This is a genomic window from Pseudomonas sp. AU12215 (assembly GCF_001675465.2).
In the GTDB taxonomy this organism is placed as follows: Bacteria; Pseudomonadota; Gammaproteobacteria; order Pseudomonadales; family Pseudomonadaceae; genus Pseudomonas; species Pseudomonas nitroreducens.
In genome coordinates this window covers 73,377-92,720 of sequence record NZ_MACM02000173.1, presented here as the reverse complement: position 1 = coordinate 92,720, position 19,344 = coordinate 73,377, and the positions used below count along the sequence as shown (strand labels likewise).

Sequence of the window (19,344 nt, the reverse complement as noted above, 5' to 3'; positions counted from 1 at the left end):
GCTATCCCCTGGGGATAGCTCGCTGGTGCATCGCGGGCGTATGACGGTTGCTACAGCCGCCCTCGGGGGAACGGCGATGGGCGAATTACTGTCTGCCGGCGGGCTTGGCGCTGAGCGCCACCGACTCGATGCGGTACGGCAGGATGCCCACGCGCCGCGCCTCGACCTTGAACGTCACGCGCTCGTTCTCGTCGGCGTCCTCCCATTCGTCGCGCATAGTGCGGCCCTCGACCAGCACCCGCATGCCTTTCTGGTACAGCGTCTTCCAGTGCTCGGCGTCGCGGTGCCACAGCTCCACGGGCGCCCAGAAGCCGCCGCGATCTTCGTACTCGCCGTCCTTCTTCGGGATCGGGTTGTCGAAGTAGACGTTCAGGCGCAGCAGCCGGCGCGGCTCGTCGTTGCCGTTCGGAAATTCGCGGTAGTCCGGCGCAGAACCGATGTTGCCCTCGCCGACGAAGTGCGTGCTCATGGTGACTCCTTGGTGGTGGGTGGAACGGACGCGGTATGCCCGTGGACGCGCCGCAGGTAAGCCGCTTCGGCCTGCGCGGCCTTGTTGGCGCATTCCAGGGCTTGGCGAGCGATGCTGTGGGTCAGGCTGATCTGCATGTTCAGCACGATGCGCTGCAGTTCGATCGCGTACAGCTCGTCGATCAGCGAGGCCGGCGTCGCGGGGTTGGCCAGCAGGGCCTCCCACAACGCCACGCCCATGGAGGAACGGTCGAGGTTGCGCCAGCGCAGGAAGGTCGTCCCTGCGCCAGTGGCCTGCTGGGCCAGTTGCACGTGGAGCAGGCTGAAGGGGTAGGCGCGCGCCTGGGGCAGCACGCGCCGCTGCGCCAGGCCAATCACGTCGTCGCGCAGCGCTGCGCACTGGCTGGCCCAGGTCTCCAGACTCCCCTTACCCTTAAAAGGCTGTAAAAGGCCTTTTAGGTAGCCTGCATGTTCCAGCCGCTGGAAGTCCGCCTGTTCCAGCGCCACGAAGCGCGTGGAGTGGCTGATAGGGGGTGATGCTGTCATGCGCCAACACCCTCATCGCCCGCGGCACCATCGGCTGCGCCACCCGTGGGAGCCTGCGCATCGGGCACGATGGCAGGCGCAGCAGGCGGCGTGCCGGGCTTGTTCGACCGCCGCGCGATGGGTGGCGCGAAGCGCGAGCGGCGCGTGCCTTCCAGCACGTCCTGCGGCAACTCGCCGAACTTCTCCAGCGCCGCTCGCGCCGCCGCGTTCTTCGCCGCGAAGTCGTCGCGCGTCGTGCCCGAGTAGCGGTACTGCTGGGCCAGCGAGAACAGGCTGCGCAGCGCGTGCGCGCCATCATTGAGCCAGCGCTCCAAGGTGCTGCGGTCGATCAGCGCCGTGTGGTGGGCCAGGATGAACTTGCGTGCCAGGTCGTCGTAGTCGGCCAGCAGGTACACCGCCATGAAGCCGAGTTGTGCATTCACGAACAGCGGCAGCTTCACCGGCTGCACATTCATGTTCTCGCCCAGGGACAGCGCCGCTGGCACGTCGGCCAGGGCCTGATCCACCTGTTCGCGCAGGGTCTGCAAGCGGGTCTTGGTGTCGGCGAGCTTGTCCTCGATCCGCAACATCCACCAGTCCGAGTACGGGTCGTCCTGCTCGGCGCCGCGCTTCATCTTGTTCATGGCGCCGATGAAGCCGTTGAGACCGATGATGCCGGGGCGCCCCTCGGTCGGCGCGCGGCCGTGCCAGATGCGCGAAGCGTGGTGCGTGTGCAGCGTCAGCGACATCGCGCTGCGCAGCGATCCGAGATTCAGTTGCAGGGGTTCTGTGCGTTCGTTGGCCATGTGAGCGACTCGCGGTGAAGGGGCGAGTCGCCAGCATCGGCATCGGCCGGAAGGCTGTCAGTCAACAAACCGCAGCCCATGCGTGCCCGGATTGTTCCGCACGGAAGGCTGTGTGTGCCGGCTATCCCCTGGGGATAGGTCTTGAGCCCGCGATGCTTGATGTCTGGGCGTGAACCATGACAATGACTGGGGGCGCATCGCACCTGGGTTGCTGCGCAGAAGAACGAGGGGAAAACATGCAGGATGGGAAAGCCGTTCAGTTGCTGTTGAACGGGGAAGAGCACGGGCACGGCCACGTAGTCGAGAAGCTGCTGAAGCGGGCGGAACGCCTGGAATGCTTGGTGGCCTTCGCGAAGATCTCGGCCATCGGCGACTTGTTGAAGCCCTTGCGCAAGGCGCTGGAAGGGGGATTGAAGGCCAGGTTTGCGATAGGTCTGGACTTCTACCTGACCGAACCCGAAGCACTCCGACAGCTCTTTGCGCTCGCCGAGAAGCACGCGCTCGTCCTGTACCTCAGCAACGCCAGCGACACCTTCCACCCGAAGATCTACGCCTTCCAGAATGGCAAGCAATGCTCGGTGATCGTCGGCTCGGCCAACCTCACCCACGGAGGCTTCTACGGAAACTACGAGGCATCGGCCCTCATCGACGACGCGAGCGGCGCGCTGATGGCATCTGTCACGCGACACCTCGATGCGCTGGTCGCGGACAGGATTCTCGTGCCAGCGACCAAGCCCCGGATTGATGCCTACGAGCGGGAGTACATCATCCACGACACTTGCCGGAAGGTGGCCAAGAAGCGTGCGCAGAAGGCGAGCCGAACCGAGGGGCCGGACTTCACGATCCTGGCCGACCTCCTGGAGCTGATGAAAAGCGACGATTCAGCGCATGGATTCACCGCGCAGAAGACCGGCCGCAAGGGAAACCTGCGCCAGGCAAGGCGCAGGCTGGCAGAGCTGGCGGCCCTGAGCAGCAATGCCAGGCGGGACTTTCCGAGTAAGTACGACGCGCTGATCGGCCTGTTCCATTCCGGCGGGCTGCACCGCGGCAAGAGCCGGATCGCCAACCACCCAGGGCAGTTCGTGGCCGCAGTGGCGGACATCCTTGACCGGCGCAAGCTCTCGCCTGCCGAAGCGTTTACCGTTCTACATCGACATTTTGGCGCCATCACCGGAGCAGGCATCAACCTGCTGACTGAGATTCTGCACGCGCTGGACAACAAGCGGTTCGCCGTGATGAACCAGAACGCGGTGTCGGGACTGGCGCTCGCCGGCATCCGGGACTACCCACTGCATCCAACCAAGCAGAACGTCAGTGCGGAAAGCTACGCAAGGTACTGCGGGCATGCCGATACGGTCAGACGATCGTTGGGCCTGGACGACTTCACGGAGCTGGATGCACTGTTCAACTACGCCTATTGGCGGGAAACGGAAGAAGACGAAGCCGCGACCTGACTGGATAACCCCACGGAAGGCGACCTGTTCCGTCTATCCCCTGGGGATAGCTCAGGGATCGCGCAAGGCTGAACGCAGCCGTGCGAGGTAGGCGCGCGCCACCTCGGGGTCGGCTGGGCGGGAGGCCGAAGGCGACGACGATGACGCGGGCCCCGCAGCTCGCGGCGCGGGCGGCGCTGCTGCGTCGGTGCCCGCCCACGCCTTGAACTCCCCGCGGATCGCCTTCTGGATGATGCCAAACAGGTAGCCGGCCGGGTTGCGCACCGCGCTGTTGTGGCAGCGTGCCGCCCACTCGTCGAGAACGGCCTGCCGCTGCGCCTCGTCCACCTGCTGCAGCGCCACCAGCGCGCCGGCCTGCTGCTCGTCCTTCAAGCGCAGGAAACGCTCGGGCAGTCGCAGGTTCTGCAAGGCCCTCGCGCGCGGTACTGTACGTACTTCATTTATACGATCATTACGTACTGTACGGTCCTCCTTCGGAATCCGAAGAGAGCTGTCCGGCGCGGGTTTCGGCCCTGCTTCGGATTCCGAAGACGGGCGCGCAGCATTCCGAAGAAGGGCTTCCTGGCCTTCTTCGGATTCGTGGTCCGCACCCTCCTGTGGATAACCTGGCGTCGTCCAGCCATGCCGCGCCATGCGCTGCGCCAGCACTTGCAGACGGGTCGGCAGCGTGCGCCCGCTGAGCAGCGGGTCTTCGGCGATCTCCCGCAGCGTGTTCATGCCCACGACCTGCACCGCCTTCGCCGCGTGCGTGAGCGCCTGGCTCACCAGGCCCAGGTAGTCCGGGTCGAGCTGCATTGCCTCGAAGGGTGACAGCGGTTCGTCGTGCAGCACGTAGAGGTTGCCTTGGATACGGCCGGTCTTGGGATCGCGCCGCCGCCGCACCAGGCTGAGCCAGCGCGTCAGCCGCAGCAGCGTCAAGGCGCGCGCCACGGTCTCGTGCGAGGCTTGCGCCGCACAGGGCATGAACGCCAGATATGGGCGGAGCTGGTCGTAGGTGGGAAAGGCGGTCACGCCGTCGTCGTTGAGCTGCAGGCGGAACACCTGCCAGGCATTGCGCTCCAGCGGCGTCAGGCGCCGGTCGAGGAACAACGCGCGCGGCACGCTCTCGTGCCGGTTGCCGCTGTAGAGAAAGCCGTCCTGGCTCGGCGCCGTGCCCTGCGCCGGTTCCTTCGGCTCAAGGTGCCGCAGCGCCTCGTCGAACAACGCCGACAGCGCAACCGGGCCATCACGCCGTGGAGCGTCGCCCGTCGTCATGACCTACACCAGCCCCTGGTCGACCCAGTTCCGTATCGCCGACCAGATCACCGACATGGGCAGGGTCATGGCCTCGGCCAGGTCCATGGTCAGCGCCAGCATCGCCATGTCGTCGTTCAGTGCGATGTGCCGCTCCGTGATGCCGGCCTTCCAGCGTTCCCACAGGGCCACGTCCTGCGCCTCGTCGAGCACCGGATGCCGACCCTTTCGCTTGGGCAGCCCGAGGATGTCGCGGCGCAGCGCCACTTCCTGATGCGTGAGGCCGTAGAACTTGCTGACCATCTCCGTGCTCGCCCCCAGGCGCAGCATGCGGTCCACCGTGGCGATCTCCCGCTCCACGTCGTGCACCTGGCTCAGCAGCCGCTTCAACACTTCCCGGTTCACCGACACCGAACACCACGACACCGTGGCATTCACCAGCATGCTCACGAGTTCTGGGTGCTTCAGCGCATCCAGCTCCTCCTCACCGAAGCCCATGGCCTTGCAGCGGCGCAACTGGCCGTTGCGCAGGTCATGCAGGGCCTGGGCGATCACGGCCTGGTTGAGCGGGTGCGGTGCCGACATACGGGAGCCTCCTGCGCTCAGGAATCCTGGCTCGCTACGCCGGCTTCCAGATCCAGCAGCCGGCGCGCCAGGCGCAGCAGACGGAACAGCTTTACCAGCCCGGCATCGCTCAGGCGCGTGACCAAGCCGCCGTGACCATGCAGCAGCGGCCCAAGGTCATCGGCCAGCCGCGCGCTGTCCAGCCCGGTCGTGGGTGCCGGCGCGGTGCTCAGCGCGTGCAGCAGGGTCAGCATCGCACGCGCGAACGCCGGGAGCGCCTTCGCCTGGCCCACGGCCGGCGTCACGCAGACGAAGCCGATGCCGCCATCGCTGGCTTCGATGTGGTCGCCCACCGCCGCTTCCCCCGCGATCTCGCGAGCGAACTGCGCGATATGCACGCGCAGGCGATCCGGCACGTCCAGGCCCGGCTCGATGTACCAGACATCCGAGATGGGAAAGAGCCCGCCAACCTGCACCGGGATCGCACGCAGCGCGTCGGCCTCGAAGTCGGGTAGCTTGTCGCCGAGCTGATCCGCGACCATCCGCTGGATGGACTGCAGGCGCTCGGTGGTCGGGGCCGGCGTCACGATGTGCCCCTGCAGGCGCTCGTCGCGCTGCCCGTCCCGGGCGTTTGGTGCAGCGGCAGGTGGTGCCGAGGGTGTCTCTGCCGGTGGCGCGACGGGCGAGGTGTCCCGTGGCGTTGGCGCCGCGGGCGGCAGTTGCGGCGTGATGGCTGGCGCCGCAGGTGCGACAGGCGTTGCCGGGTTCGGCGCGGCCGGCTCGCTGGTCAATGCTCGCTGACGGCTTTCGCTGTCATCGACCTCCAATGCCAGCGTGTCGTAGTCCGCTCCCAGCAGCTCGGCCATCTGACCTACCAGTTCGTCCTGCACGCGCTGGGGCGAGAAGCCCTCCGGCTGCGTGTCGAACTGCGACAGCACATCCTGAAACAGCGAAGCGAAGTCCACGGTCAGCGGCCGGCCCAGCGCACGCCGCTCCCAGGTGCGCTCGCACGCCTTGCGCAGCACTGCGAGCCGGTCCACCTGATGCCGGCCCAATCCGCCGTACAACAGCGTCGGGATCGCCGGCAGCAGATAGCGCACCGCATCGTTCATGCGGCTGATGTGTGACTGCGGCACCGGATAGCCGTCGGCAGTCAACCGCCGCGCGAGTTCGCTCTGCGACAACGCCTGGCCGCTTTCCTGCTCGTAGAACTCGCGCGCCTTCTCGATGCCCAAGGCCCGCTCGATGAAGGTCAGGCCGCCGCGCAGCTCGTTTTCGGCCAGATGCCCGGTCAGCGCCACGATTTCGCCGCGCGCCGGCCACGGGCGGAACAGGCACGCAATGCGGAAGAAGCGTTCCTCCTTGGTCTCGCTCCACAACTCGCGCAGGATCGCCAGCCGCGTGTTGCCGCCGTTGCGAATGATGTAGTGCGCCTCGCCCGGCCTGCGCGTGATCGCGGGGGGCGCGTCCAGCCCACGTTCGCGGATGGACGCCTTGATCTCCGCATAGGCCGGGTTGCGCGTCACGCGCGGGTCGTGGTCGTAGGGCCGCAACTGGTCCAGCGTCACCACCATCGGCGTGTCGGCGATGGGGTCGCTCAAGGTCGCGGCCGAAGGGCCGCTGCGCTCGAAGCCGGTGGCCAGCAGCTTGGCAGCCATGTCCTGCGGCGTCAGCTCAGCCACGGCCGTTCTCCTGCGCTTGCCGGTCGGCGCGGCGAAGCTGTGCGCGGGCATTGCGGTCGGCACGGTGGTCGCTTGCAGTCGAGCTGGTGTAGATCGACGCGCAGCCTGGTTTCGTGAATTTCAGGTGCCCACCGGACGTGCGCACCACGCGCCAGCCTTCGCCCAGCGCAAACTCGATCAGCGCGCGCAACCGTTCACGGCCGCGCGCCAGTTCATGCGTGCTCGCCATGGCCGGCTCCTCCCGCATCGGCCCGGCCGGTGACCAGCGCGAAGCGCTCCCGCCACACGGGGAACAGCTCGCCGGCCAGCGTGCGCATGGTCTCCAGCGCCGCGGGCGCCGAGCGCCCCGCCGGCTGCCGGTACTCCACCCGGTGCACCGGCAATCCTCGTGTCGCAGCGCGCGGATAGGCTTCGATGGCCGGCACGTCGGTGCCCAGCACCTGCACGCCGGCCTGTTCCTGGAACACCTGTCGCAGCGCCTGCTGGACCAGCCGCGCGTTCGACGACACCGGATGCACACGGTTGATGAGCAGGCGCAGCGGTGGCGGCTCGATGCCCAGGTGCCGATACGGCGCGATGTCCTCGATCAGCTGCAGCGTGCCGCGCCGCAGCTCGCGCGCCGCGAGGATCTCCGGCGTCACCGGCGACAGCGCCAGGTCGGACGCCAGCACCGCCATCTCCAGCAGCACGCTGCGCGCGCCCTGGGTGTCGACCAGCAGCAAGTCATAGTGCGTGCGGAAGACGGGAAGCAAATGGCGCAGTCGCAGGCGCCCATCCGGTGCGTGCAGCAGCAGCGTGTTCAGTTCGCCGCGGTCGTCGTTGGAGAGCACCAGGTCCAGGCCCGCGATCGCGGTGCGCGACACCAGTTGCTCGATGCGCCGTTCGTTGAAGGCCAGCATCTCGTAGATGCCGCCGGGCGCGCGCACGTCCAGCGTGAAGTAGCTCGACAGCGTGGGCTGCACGTCCAGATCCAGCAGCAGCACGCGCAGCCCGGCATCGGCGATGAAGCCGCCCAGGTTGGCCGCCGTCGTGGTCTTGCCCACGCCGCCCTTGGTCGAAATGATGGACACCACCTGCATGAGCTTCTCCTCGTCGAATGGCATGAACCGAGAAGAAGCGTCAGGCGCGTTCTTTGAGGCGATCAGCGATCCACTGTTCGATCTCCACCGAGTCCCAGCCCACCGCGCGCACGCCCAGGCGCAGCGCCTTGGGGAACTTGCCTTCCTTCATCAGGCTGTAGATGTGCGCGCGCTTGAAGCCGGTCTTGGCTTCGACCTCGGCGCGGCGCAGGATGCGGTGCTCGGGCGGCAAGGCCGGCGCGATGGTCTGCGAAGACATGAGAGGCACTCCTTGACGCTCGATGGCGTTGTTCAGAAAGTGCCTCGCATTCCACATGCTGCTGCTGCGGAATTCACTGCAACTGCAGAACACGCAACTGCAATTGCAGTCTGCTGTTACAGGCTCAGCGCGATGCCTCCAGGTGGCGACGCGCCTGTGCCAGCTTGCTCCACAGCGTCCGCTCGCTGATGCCGGGCCGCCCTTCATGGTGGGCCAGTAGCGCACTGACCACCGCATCCATGTTGCGGAAGGACGAGTAGGCAGAGCCCGCGGGGGACTTGCCCAACAGCAATGTCAGCAGGCCGCCGATGATGTTCAGGTAGGTCGATTCGCTGCGCAGGCCCGGCTCACGCGCATCGCCCTCTCGGATGCGAATGGCATGCTCCTTCGCCAACGCTTCGTGCTGCGCCTTCAGCGCCGTATGCAGTTGTGCGAGTTCGGCAAGCTGCAGCTTGGCGGCCTCGCGATCGGCCAGCAACACGTTCAGCATGGCGACGCTCACCGCAGGGTGCAGTTCGCGCTCAATGCCGTCGAACAGGAACGGAGGCCGCTCACCGGGGTAGTAATGCGACATCCACGCCTTCAGGTCGACGTGGCGCACGATCAACGCAGGATCGTCGAGTGCGGGGCGCTGAGATTCCTGCGCCATGCCTGCCTTGCCATAAGAAAGTTCATCGTGTGCCAGTGCGTCGAAGATGCGCTCGGAAAAAAGGCGCAGTAAGGGCCAGCGCGGAAAGTCGTTCGGCTCGGGCATGGCCCGTGGCCCGAGCGTTTCAAGAATCCGCGGCTCAAAGCGCAACAGGCCCGCCCAACGGATGGCCGCCTCGATCGGGCGGTAGTAGATCCTGGCGCCAAAGGCAAGGCAACTCGATTTCTCCATGTCGCGTGCGTCCCATCGTCGGATCGAACTCCGGCAGACGCGCACCGCCCAAGTGGGCGAGGCGATTGCCCAGAAATCCGGATGAAGCGCAGGGCCGGCCGGCATCGTGGAAGGAGGCGTTGCATCGGCGCTGACGGCCGGCCAAGGGCAAACTACATCTTGCTACGCTTGAAACTCCTCAACCATAATGCGGGCGCTTTGCCTTTGGACCGGCACGCGGCTTGGTGGTCGCGCTCCCCTGGAATCAAGCATGGGTGCCGCGCTTTACCCGAAACCTGGTCAAAGTTTTCCGTAGGAATTCCAACGGCGTAAAGTGCCAATGCGTCAATCGGATGAGCCGGTTTGCAACCAGCAAAAGCTCATGCGTTCCGCGTCAGTGAAATGACCGCGGCGGCGAGCCCGCAGGCGGGTGCTGGAGTACAGAAGGGCGCAGCAATTGCGTCGAAACTGGAATCAGTACAGCGCATGAGCCATGCAGATCGGGTCAGCCGCAAGACCAAAAATGAATCGCGCAATCCGAGAAAACTAGCCGCGCACCTTCCGATAGATCCGCGTCAGATCGCGCGTGATGTGCTTGCGTCCTGATGGCATACACGTTCGGCGCGTTCGATGAACCGCTGCAACGGCTCCGTCATACCACCCTCGGTTCGTAACAGATAGGTGGTTATCGATGCGCTCTGATCGGCCAACGGGCGGACAACAACATCCGCCGGCTGGCAAGTTGCCAAGTGCGCGGCAGTGGAAAAACCTAGCCCGTACCCTGCGGCCACCAACGTCAGCATCAGCCCGTGAGAAGCGGCGTACTCGGCCACAATCGGTTGGACATCGACAGAGCGGAACAGTCGTTCGCTCTGCCGACCGCAACCTTGGCATGCCCGTGGATCACAAAGTACCAGCGGATAGCTCACCACTTCCTGCAACGGCACTTCCTTGAAGGCTACAAGCGGGTGCCGTGCGGGCAGGAGCACTACCAAGGGGTCGGCCCACAACGGCTGAGCAATGATCCCGGCCTCCACTTCATCGACCATTGCAAAGCCGGCGTCGAACAGATCCGCGTTCAGCCCCTGCACGAGTTCGGTCAGCGGTACTTCGGAGAGCCGGATGTTTACCTGCGGCGACTCTTCGCGGCACAGCGCAAGCAGTGCTGATAGCCTCGCCCGCCCTATGTCTCTCGACAGCGCGATGCGCAAAGTGCCCTGAAAACCGGAGGCAGCAGCCTTCGCTCTGGCCACTGCCTGCTCAACGCTCAACATGACGCGGCGGGCGTCCTCCAAGAAGACTCGCCCTGCCCAGGTCAGGGTTGCGCCACGCGGCGTGCGACTGAGCAACGTCACGCCTAGAGTTGTCTCCAGCTTGCGGATCGTGCGTGATAGGGGAGATTGTTCTATGTGCAGCCGCCGAGCGGCTCGACCGAAGTGCAGTTCCTCGGCTACAGCAATGAAGCAGCGAAGATGACGTAAGTTCATGCGCAGTCCTTCGTGACGTGACCAGTCCTTATGATCGTAGGGAGCCGCATGCGTGCGGAGAAGAGACCGGCATGTCTTGCAGCGCCTGCCGTCGCCGGCTCACAGCACGCGGGCAATGGTGTCCGGAGTTATTGCAACGCTGCTTGAGCGCGGGCGGCGGTCATGGCGGATGGCTAGAGCACTCGCGCCAGCGCGCCTCGGCTAGTCTTCTGTGGCCGCAGCGACCCGAGGAAGACAGTCGCGGCGTCTTACGTCACTCCCCGAGGGCGAGCGATTTGGTCTGTCGACACGGGCGGCGGCGCGGCGTCTGAAGCTCGCGCCAGCGGGCATCGCGCCGGATGAACTGTCGATGGGCATGTTCGGCGACTTCGAGATCGCCACCTGTAACCGCGCTGCTGAAGCACTGCGACCGGAGCAGCCGCAGCAAGCGGCTGACGCGGGCGGACAAGCAATTCCTGGAACATGTGCCGCGCATCTTCACTGCCTTGCAGCAAGCCCGCGACAGCGTGAGGGCAGCGGCCAACGGCTTTCACGGTCAGCAACGCATTGCGCTGTCCGATGGCATCACCCCGTCGCGCTTGCCGACCTTGCTGGCGCTATGCCGGCAGGAGGAGCCCGAAGTCGAGTTGCGCCTGTTCGAGGTGCCACTGTCGCAGCAAATCAAGGGGCTGCATGACGATCTGTATGACCTAGGGCCCAGTCTGGTGAAGTGGGTGACGGCATCGTGGCTAAGGTGCTTTGGAGCGACCCCCTCATGGTCGCGGTGCCGGCATGGCATCCGCTGCTCAAGCACAAACGTATCTCACTGGACGAGGTGCTGCGTTATCCGATGGTGCCGTGTGACCCACATGCATGCGGGAGTCATGCACGTCAGATCCAACGAGTGCTGCGGCGGGTGAAGCAGGAACCCGTGATCGCTGAACGGGTGGCTTCTTGGGAACCTGGAACTCGTCGAGGTATATCGATTGGATAGGGGCTAGTTGTGATCTCTCGGTAGGTTGTTCATCCGGGGCATCTCTGGAAGATGGGGGTTGCGAAGCCAACCCAGCCCCCAGGAGCCCCGGATGAACCTGCATAAACATGCCCGTTTGAGCCCGCGCGGTCGAGCCCTGCTCGTGGACCGCATCCTTGTTCAGGGCCTTCGCGTCGAAGAAGCAGCGCATGCGGCCGGTGTCAGCGTCCGCACGGCCTACAAGTGGCTCAGACGGTTCAAGGAGGAAGGTCCGCAAGGCTTGGTCGACCGGTCCTCTCGGCCACGCTCCTGCCCGCATGCCACGCCACAGGAGATTGTGCAGCACGTCATCGAGCGGCGCCGCTCACGGCAGACGTATCGGCAGATCGCCGGGCAACTGCCTGTTGCCCCGAGCACCATCGCCCGGCTGCTGCGTCGCGCCGGCCTGCACCGCTTGGCCGAACTGCAGCCGGCAGCGCCGGAGAACCGCTACGAATACGCCTTGCCCGGCCAGCTGCTGCATCTGGACATCAAGAAGCTTGCTCGTTTCCGACAGCCGGGGCATCGGGTCACCGGCAATCGCCAGGTCAACTCCGATGGCATCGGCTGGGAATACGTCCATCTGGCCATCGATGACCACTCCCGCGTGGCGTTCGGCTCCATCGAGCCGGACGAGCGCGGTAGTAGCGCGTGCAGGGCGCTGTTGCGGACGGTGCGCTACTACCGACGCTTGGGCGTGCAATTCGAGCGCGTCCTGACCGACAACGGCGCCTGCTACAGATCGCGTAGCTTCCGGCGTCTGGTCCGTCGGTTGGGCATGCGCCACCTGCGCACGCGCCCCTACACCCCACGCACCAACGGCAAGGCTGAGCGGCTGGTGCAGACCAGCCTGCGCGAATGGGCCTACGCCCGCTCATACGCCAACTCCGAACAGCGAGCCCACGCGCTGCAGGGCTGGCTTCATCACTACAACTGGCATCGACCACATGCCAGCCTTGGCTACAGGCCACCCATCACCCGAATCCCACTGAACAACGTGGTGGGTTTACACAGCTAGTCTTCCGTCAGCAGGTGTAGCCATCCCCTGCTAGCGACTTCCATAGAACTTTTCCACGAACGAGCGACGGTAACTCTGGTGGCAGGCTAGGCAGCTTTGCTGGGTCTTGGAGAAAGCCGCGATGACTGCTTGGCCGTCACTCCGCTTTGCGGCCTCGCCCATGGCGGTCGCGGCGTCATGCACCTGTCCATCAAGACCCCGAAACTTTCCAGCGTCTGCCCCAAGCCAGGCAAGGATGCGCATCTTTTCCGACATGGGCGGCTCGGCATGCTTGGCGATTCGTGGTGCTAGCTCGGCGACCAGTGGCCAGTCTTCTTTGGAGATCGCGCCCGTGACGACTTGCATGTCGCGCCCGAGTCTTTCCATTATGGTACGAAGCGCCATTGGCTTTGCCGCCTCTGCGGACTGCGCACCGAGTGCCGTGGCGAAGGTTGCCAAGAGCACGGACAGCGAGACTGTGAAGAACGATCTGGGTTTCAAGGGCTGGTTCACGAATTTCTCCATTGATGTTGTGACGAATGCTTTGGGTCTAACGAATGGTTGCAGGTGTCCTCAAAATTCCAAGCTCAGCGCGATCGATCCGAATGCGTGATAGCCCGCCTGCTGGTCGAACTCGCGGGTTCTCCAAACGCGCATCACGGCAAGCCGCACGCCACGTCCAGCAACGATCCATTGGCTGCTGATGCCGAGAGCTGCTTGCGCGACCCAAGGCCGCCGGCTGACATGGTGGCTATTCCGGAACATGTTTCCGTCGAGTGAGAAGTCCCAGGCGACGGCTTTACCCTCCAGGTTCAGGAAGACATGTGCCCCAGGTTTGGGCGCCAGGACCGATTGCGGCGTTGTCGTGCGCAGATCGGCAACACCAGAGGGCGGGCGGTTCTCCGCGCCAGGGCGGATCGGATAGCTGCCGAAGTCGTTCGGTATGTTCCAGCCCGCGCGAAACTCCACGCCGGTACTGGCGGCGGTTTCGATGTTTCCGACCCGCAGGGCATAGCTGCCGATCACGTCGCTGCCCCATCCAGGGCGGACCGCACCCTCCGTGTACGGCTTGAACTTGCGTTCCATGGCCATCTGAAATGCCGGCTCGTTGCGCAACTGGTTGTCCCAGCCGCGAAATCGCTCGATGCCACGCACCCGATGCACCAGATCCTGCGACTTCTCTGCCAGCGACCAGGGGCCGATCAAGCCCAGGGTTAGTTCGCGTACGTCCAGCATTTCATAGCTGGCAGCCTGTGGGTGGATTCGGCGATTCCACGCCAGGCTCAGGTAGAGCAGGCCAGCGTACGGCCGATCGTCGGGAATCAGATCGGTGCGCGTCTTGTCCTCGGGTGTGTACATAGACTGGCCAAAGCGAACGACGAGGTTCTGCGATGCCGGTTGGTCGCCGGTATCGCGCCAGAAGCCGGGATCGGCCCAGCCGATGAAGCGGGCGTACAAACCAATCGGCTGTGGCAGGCACTCGGGACGGAGCTCGCCTTGCAGATCACGTGAGACTGCTGTTAGCGCGACACCGTTGGTGTAGTTGCGGTCGGAGCCGGTGAATAGATCGTTCTCCAGGCGCAGGGTGCCACCCCGCCAGCGCAGGGATTGCCCTGGCGAGCAGGAGGGAGGATCTGCAGAGAGCGAGAAGTCGGAACCGAAAGCAGAAATCGGGCTGAACAATGCACAGGCAATCAACAAGGTGGCGCACTGCATCGACTGCTGCACCTTGGTGCCGCACAGGCTCCGGCAATACCCGTCGACGCCGATCATGTCGCCCCATCGCCTGCTGCCCTGTTGACGTAAAAGCGTTCGAGGGCACTAACGATTTCCTCGGCTTCGTCTACGCAGGTGAACAAGTCGAGATCGGATGGAGAGACATAGCCTTCGTCGAGCAGAAGATCGAAATCAACTACGCGACGCCAGAATGCACGGCCGACCAGCACCACCGGAATACGCTGCATCTTTCCGGTCTGGATCAAGGTGAGCACCTCGAACAGCTCATCGAGCGTTCCATAGCCACCGGGGAAGGCCACCAAGCCCTTGGCGTGCAACAAGAAGTGCATCTTGCGCAGCGCGAAATAGTGGAATCGGAACGCCAAATTTGGGCACATGTAGGGGTTGGGTGCCTGTTCGTGGGGCAGCGTGATGTTGAGGCCAATCGAACGTGCGCCGACCTCGAAAGCACCGCGGTTGGCGGCCTCCATGATGCCGGGCCCACCCCCGGTGACGACGACGAAATCACGGCGGTTTTGCTGCTGGAAACGCGCCGAAATAAGGCCCGAGAAACGCCTCGCTTGCTCGTAGTGACGTGCCTGTTCGACCCGGCGATTGGCTCGGGCAAGCTCTTGCCTCAGCCCGACATCCTCCGGAGTGACGCGCGCCTGACGCTCCAGCGCGCCAAGACGGGCTTCTGCCGTCTCGGCATCGCTCACGCGTGCGCTGCCGAAGACCACTACCGTCGAGCGAATGCCTTGCTCGTGCAGGATGCGGTCAGGCTTGAGCAGTTCGAGCTGCAGTCGCAGCGGCCGCAGTTCTTCCTGGCCAAGCAGCTCGATGTCTTCGTACGCAAGACGGTACGTTGGCGACTCGCGGATGGCGCGCAGGCGTTCATCGAGATCTTCGGCGGGCTTCATCACTCGTGCGCCAGAAAGTCCGGCCAGCGCAGCGCATGACCATACTCAGGCACCGTGACCTGCCAGCCGAGTTGCTGTTGCAAGAGTTCGGCGAAGGTCTGGGCGGCGGACAGTTCCCCATGCACCACGAAGGTTTGCGCCGGGGGGTGAATAAAACCCCGAGCCCAATCCAGCAACGCCTTTTGGTCGGCATGCGCCGAGAGGCCATCCACGCTGTGGATCGCAGCACGTACCGGAATGTCCTCACCGAAGATGCGCACGCGTTCGGCCCCCTCGATCAGGCGCCGGCCAAGCGTCCCCTGCGCCTGGAAACCGGGAAACAAGATGCTGCATTCGCGGCGTGGCAAGTTGTGCCGCAGGTGGTGCCGGATGCGTCCCGCATCGCACATGCCGCTGGCAGAAATGATGATGGCTCCGGAGCGGATCCGGTTCAGCGCCATGGACTCCTCAGCGCTCGCTGTGAAACTCAGGTATGGGAGGTTCTCGCCGCGCGCGTGCCAGCCGGCCAACCGCTTCGCCTGTTCGTCGAACAATTCGAGATGCTCGCGCGTGATGCGCGTGGCCTGCGTGGCCATCGGCGAATCGACGAATACCTTCGGTTGCCGCAGCCGCCCCTCGCAGGTGAGTCGGTGCAGGTGATAAAGGATTTCCTGGGTTCGGCCGACCGCGAAGGCCGGCACGATGACATTGCCGCCGCGTTCGAACAATGTCTTTTCGACGATGCCGATCATTTCCTCTTCGGTCGCCGAGAAATCCTTGTGCTGGCGGTTGCCGTAGGTGGACTCGATGACGAGGATGTCGGCGTCCTCGATGGTTGTCGGGTCGCGCAGTATCGGGCGCCCCGGCTGGCCGAGGTCGCCACTGAAAACGAGCTTTGTCGGGTAGCCATATTCGGTGACCCAGACCTCGATGATGGCCGACCCAAGAATGTGCCCGGCATCGCGGAAACGGGCGCGCACCCCGACGCGGGGCGCGAACTCCCGGTCGTATTCGATGCCTCGCACCTGCTGCAAGCAGTCGCTGGCATCCTGCAGCGTATACAGCGGCGGCAGTGCGTCCTTTCCGCGGAGTCGCTGCGCATTGCGTTTTGCATCGCTCTCCTGGATGTGGGCACTGTCGGGCAGCATCACGCCCAGCAGATCAACCGTGGCGGGAGTGGCGTAGATGGCCCCCTTGAACCCGGCGCGCGTGAGTTTGGGCAATAGCCCACTATGGTCGATATGGGCATGGGTCAGGAGCACGAAATCAATCGACGCCGGGTCGAACGGGAATGGCTCATGGTTGCGCGCCGCCGCCGTGCGGCCGCCCTGAACCATGCCGCAATCCACCAGGAAGCGTACGTTGAGCGCTTCCACCAAGAAACACGACCCGGTGACTTCGCGCGCAGCGCCCAGAAAATGCAGTTTCATGGGATGCTCACTCCGGTTTTTTCTTTTGTATCGGGCAAGTGCTCAGGCCAAGCAGACGGTAGCCCGGACAGCGGCCAGCCAGGCCGGTGATGAGGGGCATGATTCCGATGAGTCCCAGCCAACGCCAGGATGAATCCAGCCACAGCGGGAGGCTGAGCAGAACCAGTCCGACGACGATGCGGACAATGCGGTCGAGACTTCCAACGTTGATTTGCATTACGGTCTCCTTGTGTTGAGTCAACGGCTTGAAAACGCGACGGGGGCGGCAGCGCCCCGCAGCGGATGGGTTGCGGTCGATGCCGTCGTGGATACGTCCCAGCCGCCACCAAGGGCCTTGTACAGCGCCACCAGTTGCACGGCGGCGTTGGTATGCGCGCGTGCGGCTGCGGTTTCGGCCTCGTGCAGGCTGCGCTGGGCAGCCAGCAGTTCGACCAGCGCAATGTCGCCTGCCGCATAGCGCGCCTTGGCGTGGCCGTAGCTGGTGCGCGCGGCATCCAGTGCCATACCGCGGCGCTCCAGTGTGTCCAGCCCGCCGTGGTAGTCGCCCAGCGCGCGCTCGGCGTCGCCCAGCGCCGTCAGCACCGCCTGCTCATAGGCCAGCGCGGCCTGCCGCTCGGCCGCCTCGCGTGCCCGAATTTCGGCTCGCACACGGCCACCGTCGAACAGGCGCCAGGAAATCAGCGGCAGGATGGAAAAACGCGAGCTGGATGCATCGAACCAATCGCCCGTGCTGAGCGCTTGGAACCCGCCGCCGATACCGATGGAGAGTTTGGGGAACAGTTCGGCCGTGGCCACGCCGATGTCGGCGGAACTCGCTGCCAGGCGACGTTCCGCAGCCAGCACGTCCGGGCGCCGGCGCAGCATCTCTGCGCGCTCGCCCACCGGCAGCGCCCGCAGCGTGCTCGGCGTCAAGGGGCCATCCAGCAGTGCCAGCTCCCGCTCCGGCGGCGCGCCCAGCAGCACGCCCAGGCTGAGTATCGCGGCGCGCTGACGCACCTGGATATCCGGGATGAGCGCGTTGACTGCTGTCCATTGGGCGTACGCCGCCTCCACGTCGGCGGCCGACGCGTCGCCCAGCGCATGCCGCAGGCGCACCAATTCCAAGGTGTGCTGCAGCGTATCCAGTGTGGCCTGTTGTGCGTGCAACTCGTAGCGGGCGCCGACGGCGGTGAACCAGGTGCGCGCGACCTCGGCCACGATGCGCATGCGTACTCCCTGTGCCTCGGCTTCGGTCGCCTGCAGGCGAGCGCTGGCGCCCTCCAGGGCGCGCCGCCTGGCCCCGAACAAGTCGGCCTCCCAGGCCGCGTCGAAGCCCGCGTCGTAGATGGTCTGCGTGGCGTCAAGACCGGGGATGGAGCCTACGGGCAGGGGTCCGTTCTCGCTTTGACGGCGCCGGTTGACGCTCGCGCCAGCGGCGGCGGTGGGCAATGCCTCGCCGGCCACACGATCGCGCAGGGCGCGTGCCTCATCGATGCGTGCCGCAGCCTGGCGCAGATCCAGGTTCTGTGCCAGCGCCGTGGCCATCAGGCGATCGAGGATGGGATCGTCCAGTGCAGACCACCATTGGCTCAAGTCTGCGGACTGGGATTCGCTTGCCAACGGCAAGCTCCAGCCGCTGCCGACGTCGACCGGCGGCGGCTCGCGGTAGTCAGGGCCCACGCTTGCGCAGGCGGTCAGCAGCACGCAGGACAAGGCCAGCGCGAGCGGACGCGCGCGCCCAGGGGTCAGGCCGCTGACGGTTGCGCGAAGAAAGGAAGTGCGGGGCTTGGATTTCATTGCAGGCGTCCTCGGACGAATACGGTGGCCATCGTCAGCGTGGCCAGGGCGATGACCGCCAGCGGCCACAGGCTGGCGAGAATGTCGCCGGGCGGCATGGCCTTGAGAAAGCTGCCTTCGACGATGATGAGGAAGTGGGTCAGCGGAATGGCCTGGGCCAGCCATTGCAGGACGACGGGCATGTTTTCCACAGGCGTCGCAAAGCCGGACATCAGCACCGCCGGCACGCCGATGGCGAACGCCCCCAGGATGGCCTGCTGCTGCGTCATGCTGACCGCGGAAATCATCAGACCGATGCCGACCACCGACAGGATGAACAGCACCAGGCTGGCGAGCAGGAGCGCAAACGAGCCCGTAAACGGGATGCCGAACAGGAATACGCCCGCGCTGATCATGAACAGGCCCAGCGCGGTGCCAATTGCGAGTGCCGGCAGTGACTTGGAAATGATGATCTCTGGCGTCGAGGTGGGGGACACCAGCAACTGGTCGAAGGTGCCGAGCTCGCGTTCGCGTGCAATCGACAGCGAGGTGATGAGCAGCGCGCTGAACAGCGCCAGGATGCCCGTGAGGCCGGGCACGATGAACCAGCGGTAGACCAGATTCGGGTTGAACCAGTGGCGCACGACCACGGGCGTTGGTGCCTGGGCGTCGGGCACGACCTCGGCGCCGACATCGGCGGCGATGGTGGACAGATAGGCTACGGTGATCTGCCCGGAGTTGCTGCGCCGGCCATCGACCAGTACCTGCGCGCGGCCACTTTCGCCGGCGGCGATGGAGCGCGAAAAATCCACCGGGATGGCAAGCGCGGCGATCACCTCGCCACGGTCGATCAGCTCGTGTAGCTGCTGCTGGCTGTCGACATGCCGGACGTGGGTGATGAAGCGGGCGCTGTCCAGGCGCTGTACCAACTCGTGCGACCAGCGCCCCGCATCCTGATCGTAGACGGCGATATCGACGTTGCGCACTTCCAGCGTCGCGGCAAAGGCGAACACCAGCAACTGAAGGATCGGCGGCACGAACACCACCATGCGGCTGCGCGGGTCGCGCAGGACGCTGAGCACTTCCTTGATGAACTGGGCACGCAGGCGGGTGAACGAGAATGCGGAGGTCAACATCGCT

General features: G+C 65.1%; 20 protein-coding genes and 1 pseudogene. 3 read left to right on the top strand and 18 right to left on the bottom strand.

The window, feature by feature from the left end:
- Window positions 1-85: 85 nt before the first annotated feature.
- From A9513_RS28425 to A9513_RS28415, 3 genes are read right to left on the bottom strand one after another with little or no spacing between them, the layout of a single operon-like run.
- Complete coding sequence (locus A9513_RS28425; protein ID WP_004255072.1) at window positions 86-469, bottom strand: single-stranded DNA-binding protein; 384 nt, start codon at window positions 467-469, stop codon at window positions 86-88.
- Window positions 466-1,014 carry a DUF3158 family protein gene (locus tag A9513_RS28420; RefSeq protein ID WP_065086176.1) on the bottom strand — a complete coding sequence of 183 codons (549 nt, stop codon included), beginning with the start codon at window positions 1,012-1,014 and terminating at the stop codon, window positions 466-468. The genes A9513_RS28425 and A9513_RS28420 overlap by 4 nt, the downstream gene beginning before the upstream one ends.
- The gene (locus A9513_RS28415) at window positions 1,011-1,799 is read right to left on the bottom strand and encodes a PFL_4669 family integrating conjugative element protein (RefSeq protein ID WP_065086175.1); all 789 of its coding nucleotides are present in this window, start codon (window positions 1,797-1,799) and stop codon (window positions 1,011-1,013) included. Before A9513_RS28415 ends, A9513_RS28420 begins: the two co-directional genes overlap by 4 nt.
- A gap of 236 nt (window positions 1,800-2,035) precedes the next feature.
- Here A9513_RS28415 and A9513_RS28410 point away from each other — a divergent pair, with 236 nt between their 5' ends.
- Window positions 2,036-3,253 (top strand): phospholipase D family protein, encoded by a 1,218-nt coding sequence (locus A9513_RS28410; RefSeq protein WP_065086174.1) that lies wholly within the window; start codon window positions 2,036-2,038, stop codon window positions 3,251-3,253.
- A gap of 51 nt (window positions 3,254-3,304) precedes the next feature.
- Here the strand turns inward: A9513_RS28410 and A9513_RS28405 are convergent, their stop codons facing one another.
- The 8 genes from A9513_RS28405 to A9513_RS28370 form a co-directional block, all read right to left on the bottom strand.
- A complete protein-coding gene (locus tag A9513_RS28405) occupies window positions 3,305-4,507 on the bottom strand; it encodes an STY4528 family pathogenicity island replication protein (protein WP_065086173.1) in 1,203 nt (400 codons plus the stop codon).
- 3 nt (window positions 4,508-4,510) lie between these two features.
- The gene (locus A9513_RS28400) at window positions 4,511-5,071 is read right to left on the bottom strand and encodes a DUF2857 domain-containing protein (protein ID WP_010792177.1); all 561 of its coding nucleotides are present in this window, start codon (window positions 5,069-5,071) and stop codon (window positions 4,511-4,513) included.
- Window positions 5,072-5,088: 17 nt separating this feature from the next.
- Entirely contained in the window at window positions 5,089-6,732 is a 1,644-nt protein-coding gene (locus A9513_RS28395; RefSeq protein ID WP_065086172.1) for a ParB family protein, read from the bottom strand.
- Window positions 6,725-6,961 carry a type II toxin-antitoxin system HicA family toxin gene (locus tag A9513_RS28390; protein ID WP_017244807.1) on the bottom strand — a complete coding sequence of 79 codons (237 nt, stop codon included), beginning with the start codon at window positions 6,959-6,961 and terminating at the stop codon, window positions 6,725-6,727. The genes A9513_RS28395 and A9513_RS28390 overlap by 8 nt, the downstream gene beginning before the upstream one ends.
- Window positions 6,945-7,811: a ParA family protein gene (locus A9513_RS28385; RefSeq protein WP_026006522.1), complete on the bottom strand. Its 867-nt coding sequence runs from the start codon at window positions 7,809-7,811 to the stop codon at window positions 6,945-6,947. The genes A9513_RS28390 and A9513_RS28385 overlap by 17 nt, the downstream gene beginning before the upstream one ends.
- 40 nt (window positions 7,812-7,851) lie before the next feature.
- Window positions 7,852-8,070, bottom strand: coding sequence for an AlpA family transcriptional regulator (locus A9513_RS28380; RefSeq protein WP_004255100.1), 219 nt, complete (start codon window positions 8,068-8,070; stop codon window positions 7,852-7,854).
- A gap of 124 nt (window positions 8,071-8,194) precedes the next feature.
- Window positions 8,195-8,950, bottom strand: coding sequence for a hypothetical protein (locus A9513_RS28375; protein ID WP_017244805.1), 756 nt, complete (start codon window positions 8,948-8,950; stop codon window positions 8,195-8,197).
- A 554-nt stretch (window positions 8,951-9,504) separates the two neighbouring features.
- On the bottom strand, window positions 9,505-10,416 hold the full coding sequence (locus tag A9513_RS28370; RefSeq protein ID WP_017244804.1) for a LysR family transcriptional regulator: 912 nt from the start codon (window positions 10,414-10,416) through the stop codon (window positions 9,505-9,507).
- Window positions 10,417-10,826: 410 nt separating this feature from the next.
- Here A9513_RS28370 and A9513_RS35265 point away from each other — a divergent pair.
- Both A9513_RS35265 and A9513_RS28365 read left to right on the top strand, forming a co-directional pair.
- Window positions 10,827-11,356, top strand: a pseudogene (locus A9513_RS35265) (LysR substrate-binding domain-containing protein); the annotation flags it as partial.
- A 124-nt stretch (window positions 11,357-11,480) separates the two neighbouring features.
- A complete protein-coding gene (locus tag A9513_RS28365; RefSeq protein WP_054665630.1) occupies window positions 11,481-12,425 on the top strand; it encodes an IS481 family transposase in 945 nt (314 codons plus the stop codon).
- A 30-nt stretch (window positions 12,426-12,455) separates the two neighbouring features.
- On the opposite strand, the gene A9513_RS28360 is transcribed toward A9513_RS28365, so the two are convergent.
- From A9513_RS28360 to A9513_RS28330, 7 genes are read right to left on the bottom strand one after another with little or no spacing between them, the layout of a single operon-like run.
- Window positions 12,456-12,929: a cytochrome c gene (locus A9513_RS28360; protein WP_031323743.1), complete on the bottom strand. Its 474-nt coding sequence runs from the start codon at window positions 12,927-12,929 to the stop codon at window positions 12,456-12,458.
- Window positions 12,930-12,977: 48 nt separating this feature from the next.
- Window positions 12,978-14,177, bottom strand: a complete 1,200-nt coding sequence (locus A9513_RS28355) for a lipid A deacylase LpxR family protein (protein ID WP_023125211.1) — start codon at window positions 14,175-14,177, stop codon at window positions 12,978-12,980.
- Entirely contained in the window at window positions 14,174-15,040 is an 867-nt protein-coding gene (locus tag A9513_RS28350; RefSeq protein WP_023125212.1) for a TIGR00730 family Rossman fold protein, read from the bottom strand. The genes A9513_RS28355 and A9513_RS28350 overlap by 4 nt, the downstream gene beginning before the upstream one ends.
- On the bottom strand, window positions 15,040-16,449 hold the full coding sequence (locus A9513_RS28345) for an MBL fold metallo-hydrolase RNA specificity domain-containing protein (protein ID WP_065086171.1): 1,410 nt from the start codon (window positions 16,447-16,449) through the stop codon (window positions 15,040-15,042). The genes A9513_RS28350 and A9513_RS28345 overlap by 1 nt, the downstream gene beginning before the upstream one ends.
- 7 nt (window positions 16,450-16,456) lie before the next feature.
- Complete coding sequence (locus A9513_RS28340) at window positions 16,457-16,666, bottom strand: DUF2892 domain-containing protein (RefSeq protein WP_017244801.1); 210 nt, start codon at window positions 16,664-16,666, stop codon at window positions 16,457-16,459.
- Window positions 16,667-16,686: 20 nt separating this feature from the next.
- On the bottom strand, window positions 16,687-18,225 hold the full coding sequence (locus tag A9513_RS28335; protein ID WP_065086170.1) for an efflux transporter outer membrane subunit: 1,539 nt from the start codon (window positions 18,223-18,225) through the stop codon (window positions 16,687-16,689).
- Window positions 18,222-19,340 (bottom strand): ABC transporter permease, encoded by a 1,119-nt coding sequence (locus A9513_RS28330; RefSeq protein ID WP_017244799.1) that lies wholly within the window; start codon window positions 19,338-19,340, stop codon window positions 18,222-18,224. The genes A9513_RS28335 and A9513_RS28330 overlap by 4 nt, the downstream gene beginning before the upstream one ends.
- Between the last annotated feature and the right edge of the window lie 4 nt (window positions 19,341-19,344).

Bases quoted from the DNA above. Each gene is read 5' to 3' on its own strand.
- A9513_RS28425 (WP_004255072.1), bottom strand. From the start codon at position 469: ATGAGCACGCACTTCGTCGGCGAGGGCAACATCGGTTCTGCGCCGGAC.
- A9513_RS28420 (WP_065086176.1), bottom strand. From the start codon at position 1,014: ATGACAGCATCACCCCCTATCAGCCACTCCACGCGCTTCGTGGCGCTG.
- A9513_RS28415 (WP_065086175.1), bottom strand. From the start codon at position 1,799: ATGGCCAACGAACGCACAGAACCCCTGCAACTGAATCTCGGATCGCTG.
- A9513_RS28410 (WP_065086174.1), top strand. From the start codon at position 2,036: ATGCAGGATGGGAAAGCCGTTCAGTTGCTGTTGAACGGGGAAGAGCAC.
- A9513_RS28405 (WP_065086173.1), bottom strand. From the start codon at position 4,507: ATGACGACGGGCGACGCTCCACGGCGTGATGGCCCGGTTGCGCTGTCG.
- A9513_RS28400 (WP_010792177.1), bottom strand. From the start codon at position 5,071: ATGTCGGCACCGCACCCGCTCAACCAGGCCGTGATCGCCCAGGCCCTG.
- A9513_RS28390 (WP_017244807.1), bottom strand. From the start codon at position 6,961: ATGGCGAGCACGCATGAACTGGCGCGCGGCCGTGAACGGTTGCGCGCG.
- A9513_RS28385 (WP_026006522.1), bottom strand. From the start codon at position 7,811: ATGCAGGTGGTGTCCATCATTTCGACCAAGGGCGGCGTGGGCAAGACC.
- A9513_RS28380 (WP_004255100.1), bottom strand. From the start codon at position 8,070: ATGTCTTCGCAGACCATCGCGCCGGCCTTGCCGCCCGAGCACCGCATC.
- A9513_RS28375 (WP_017244805.1), bottom strand. From the start codon at position 8,950: ATGGAGAAATCGAGTTGCCTTGCCTTTGGCGCCAGGATCTACTACCGC.
- A9513_RS28370 (WP_017244804.1), bottom strand. From the start codon at position 10,416: ATGAACTTACGTCATCTTCGCTGCTTCATTGCTGTAGCCGAGGAACTG.
- A9513_RS28365 (WP_054665630.1), top strand. From the start codon at position 11,481: ATGAACCTGCATAAACATGCCCGTTTGAGCCCGCGCGGTCGAGCCCTG.
- A9513_RS28360 (WP_031323743.1), bottom strand. From the start codon at position 12,929: ATGGAGAAATTCGTGAACCAGCCCTTGAAACCCAGATCGTTCTTCACA.
- A9513_RS28355 (WP_023125211.1), bottom strand. From the start codon at position 14,177: ATGATCGGCGTCGACGGGTATTGCCGGAGCCTGTGCGGCACCAAGGTG.
- A9513_RS28350 (WP_023125212.1), bottom strand. From the start codon at position 15,040: ATGAAGCCCGCCGAAGATCTCGATGAACGCCTGCGCGCCATCCGCGAG.
- A9513_RS28345 (WP_065086171.1), bottom strand. From the start codon at position 16,449: ATGAAACTGCATTTTCTGGGCGCTGCGCGCGAAGTCACCGGGTCGTGT.
- A9513_RS28340 (WP_017244801.1), bottom strand. From the start codon at position 16,666: ATGCAAATCAACGTTGGAAGTCTCGACCGCATTGTCCGCATCGTCGTC.
- A9513_RS28335 (WP_065086170.1), bottom strand. From the start codon at position 18,225: ATGAAATCCAAGCCCCGCACTTCCTTTCTTCGCGCAACCGTCAGCGGC.
- A9513_RS28330 (WP_017244799.1), bottom strand. From the start codon at position 19,340: ATGTTGACCTCCGCATTCTCGTTCACCCGCCTGCGTGCCCAGTTCATC.